The 2,917-nt window shown below is 62.1% G+C and carries 2 protein-coding genes and 1 pseudogene; 1 reads left to right on the top strand and 2 read right to left on the bottom strand.

Annotated elements, in window-relative coordinates; translation table 11 throughout:
• A pseudogene (locus tag M529_RS27905) lies at window positions 1-436 on the top strand (hypothetical protein); the annotation flags it as partial.
• Between the two features lie 111 nt (window positions 437-547).
• On the opposite strand, the gene M529_RS27900 reads toward M529_RS27905, so the two are convergent.
• Both M529_RS27900 and M529_RS27890 read right to left on the bottom strand, forming a co-directional pair.
• Window positions 548-1,165: an alpha/beta hydrolase gene (locus M529_RS27900; protein ID WP_013054035.1), complete on the bottom strand. Its 618-nt coding sequence runs from the start codon at window positions 1,163-1,165 to the stop codon at window positions 548-550.
• Window positions 1,166-2,103: 938 nt separating this feature from the next.
• Window positions 2,104-2,868: an IS6-like element IS6100 family transposase gene (locus M529_RS27890; protein WP_021316397.1), complete on the bottom strand. Its 765-nt coding sequence runs from the start codon at window positions 2,866-2,868 to the stop codon at window positions 2,104-2,106.
• Window positions 2,869-2,917 lie beyond the last annotated feature (49 nt).

Below are 2,917 nucleotides of genomic sequence, written 5' to 3'. Positions count from 1 at the left end.
GTCCGTCCAATCTCCGCCAAGCATGCTCAAGCTTCACGATTTTTGCAACAGAGCCGTCCTGGGCGCGGCGAGCGTCGCGCTGCACCACAAGCTCTGCCACACGCTGGGCGGCACCTTCGACATGCCGCATGCGCAGACCCACACCGCCGTGCTGCCCCATGCGATCGCCTATAATGCGCCGTCGGTGCCGGAGGCGATGGAACGGGCTAGCCGCGCACTAGGCGGCGGCGACCCCGCGACCAAGCTGTACGAACTGGCGGTGGGCCTGGGCGCGGAAATGTCGCTGGCGAAGCTCGGCATGCCCAAGGACGGCATCGCGAAGGCCGCCGCGCTGGCGGTCGCCAACCCCTATCCCAACCCCCGTCCGATCACGGAGGAGGGCATCGTGCAGCTTCTGAGCCGCGCGGTGGAGGGGCTTCCGCCGATCACCGCATAAGCAAAGGCCTGATCCTGGAACAGTGCCGGCCGCATCCGATCATTTCCGGATGCGGCCGGTTCTCGATCATCCGGCGCTCCCGTTCGGCCATGGCCAAGGACGGGACGAAATTCAGCGGCTTTCCGCGCCGAGCCAGCCCTGCACCGCCGCCTTGATCGGCAACGGCAGTTCATGCCCGCCTTCATAAGGGATGAAAGTCGCCCGCGCGCCGCTGGGGCCGGAGAGATAGGCTTCCGCCTGCTCGAACTTGTGGCGCGGGATCACATCGTCGAATTGGCCCCGGCAGAAGAGGACCGGCTTGTCGAGCAGGCCGTTGTCCGGCAGGTCGCCGTCCTCCACCGCGAAGCAGCCGCCGATCATGATGAGGCCGCTATAGGCCCCCGGATTGCTGAGCAGAAGACTGGCGGCCATCGCGGCGCCGTTGCTGAAACCGCATAGCCAGGGCCGTTGGCGGCCGGTATCTGCGGCGATCCAGTCGCCGACCTTCGACGTTTCGCCCGACAGGCTGGAGGGCAGGGCGACGCCGATCCCGGCATTTTCGAACCAGGCGAACCCCGGCCCCTGGGGAAGCGGCCCGCGATAGGAGCGAACATTCGCGCGGCCGAAAAGGGGCAGCGCGAACCCCGCTTCCCTTTCGGTGCTGCCGCGGCCGTGAAGATATACGATGTCGCGGCCGGACGGAATGTCGGGATTGTCGTATCGCATGACGATGGCATTGTCTCGAGACATGTTCGCTTCCAATTCCTGGCGATGCGAAGCCGAAGCGGCGTCCGGTCCGACGGCGTCGGCCCGGCTGCTCCGGCTTCCTGTTTTAGCGGGCTTTCCGGTCGGCGGATATTCCGCCTGCCGGGAAATGCTCAAGGCGACCATAGCATGCGATGGCTGCTTTCAAAGCGCGGTCGCTCAATCCCCATGACCGATTTGTGGGCAGTTGGCCCCGTTTCGATCAAATCCGTATCGCGAATATTCCTAATTCATTTGCAGCAATTTCCTCCGCAGGCGAAAGCTGCGATCCTTTCCGGACGGCCCGATAAGCATAATAATCACCGACGTGCCGGATAAGACAGGCGCTGATCCATAACAGCGCATGGAGAGGATATTCCTATGCTTCGATCTCCGGGCAATGCGCGGCGCGTCCGTCGCAATCCGCTCCCGGCCTCGACGTCCGCTGGCCCGCTCGCTGCGTGTCCGGCCCATGCGCAACATGGTCCAGGGGGAAACCCCGCCGCCTGTTTTCCGGAACGGCGGGAATGGCCCGATGAACTGCGCGGGCAGGCAAGTTGCGACCGTGCACCGGCTGGAATTCGTCAGTAGGGGAAGATCGAATGCCTAATGGAATGCGCTGTTTGGATCCCTCGATCGCCGATCGGATCACATCATTGTCGACGATGAGAAATAATGAGGAGATATTCGAAACATTCGGCTTCAGCTATAACACGCTGAGAAAAGTCTCGAACGGCATGCCGCTTCGCAGGTCACTTGCGGATCGGATTGAGGAACGTGCCAGAAAGGTTTTCGAAGCCGATGGATTTTTGAACATTTCGGCCTGATCGCATCGGATGGAATGCTCCGGCCTGTCGTTTCGGAGCGTTTTCCGACCGGGCGGATGATTGGGCTCTGTTGCAAAGATTGGCGGCAGTCAGAGGTAGGCTGTCGCTCTGCGCCGATCAGGCGGCTGCTGCGAAATGGTGGTTGAGCATGCCCATGGCCTCCGTCAGCGCCGAGGGCCCAATGCCAAAAGCTCTCTCCACAAGGCGCACCTCGCCCCTGATGCCGGGCTGCAGGCACCAGGGGCGAGCCTGTCCTTTGCGCAGGGCTCGCATGACTTCGAATCCCTTGATCGTGGCATAGGCCGTGGGGATCGATTTGAAACCGCGCACCGGCTTGATCAGTATCTTGAGCTTTCCGTGATCGGCCTCGATCACGTTATTGAGATMCTTCMCCTGCCGGTGGGCCGTCTCCCGGTCCAGCTTTCCTTCGCGCTTCAATTCGGTGATCGCTGCACCATAGCTCGGCGCTTTGTCGGTATTGAGCGTGGCAGGCTTTTCCCAGTGCTTCAGGCCTCGCAGGGCCTTGCCCAGGAACCGCTTCGCTGCCTTGGCGCTGCGGGTCGGCGACAGGTAGAAATCGATCGTGTCGCCCCGCTTGTCGACTGCCCGGTACAGGTAGGTCCACTTGCCCCGCACCTTGACGTAGGTTTCATCCAGGCGCCAGCTCGGATCAAAGCCACGCCGCCAGAACCAGCGCAGCCGCTTCTCCATCTCCGGGGCGTAGCACTGGACCCAGCGATAGATCGTCGTATGGTCGACCGAAATGCCGCGTTCCGCCAGCATTTCCTCAAGGTCGCGATAGCTGATCGGATAGCGACAATACCAGCGCACCGCCCACAGGATCACATCACCCTGGAAATGGCGCCACTTGAAATCCGTCATCGTTCCGTCCGTCCAATCTCCGCCAAGCATGCTCAAGCTTCACGATTTT

Source organism: Sphingobium ummariense RL-3, assembly GCF_000447205.1.
GTDB lineage: Bacteria > Pseudomonadota > Alphaproteobacteria > Sphingomonadales > Sphingomonadaceae > Sphingobium > Sphingobium ummariense.
Note: the sequence above shows the minus strand (reverse complement) of the source record. Positions and strands in the feature narration are given on the sequence as shown.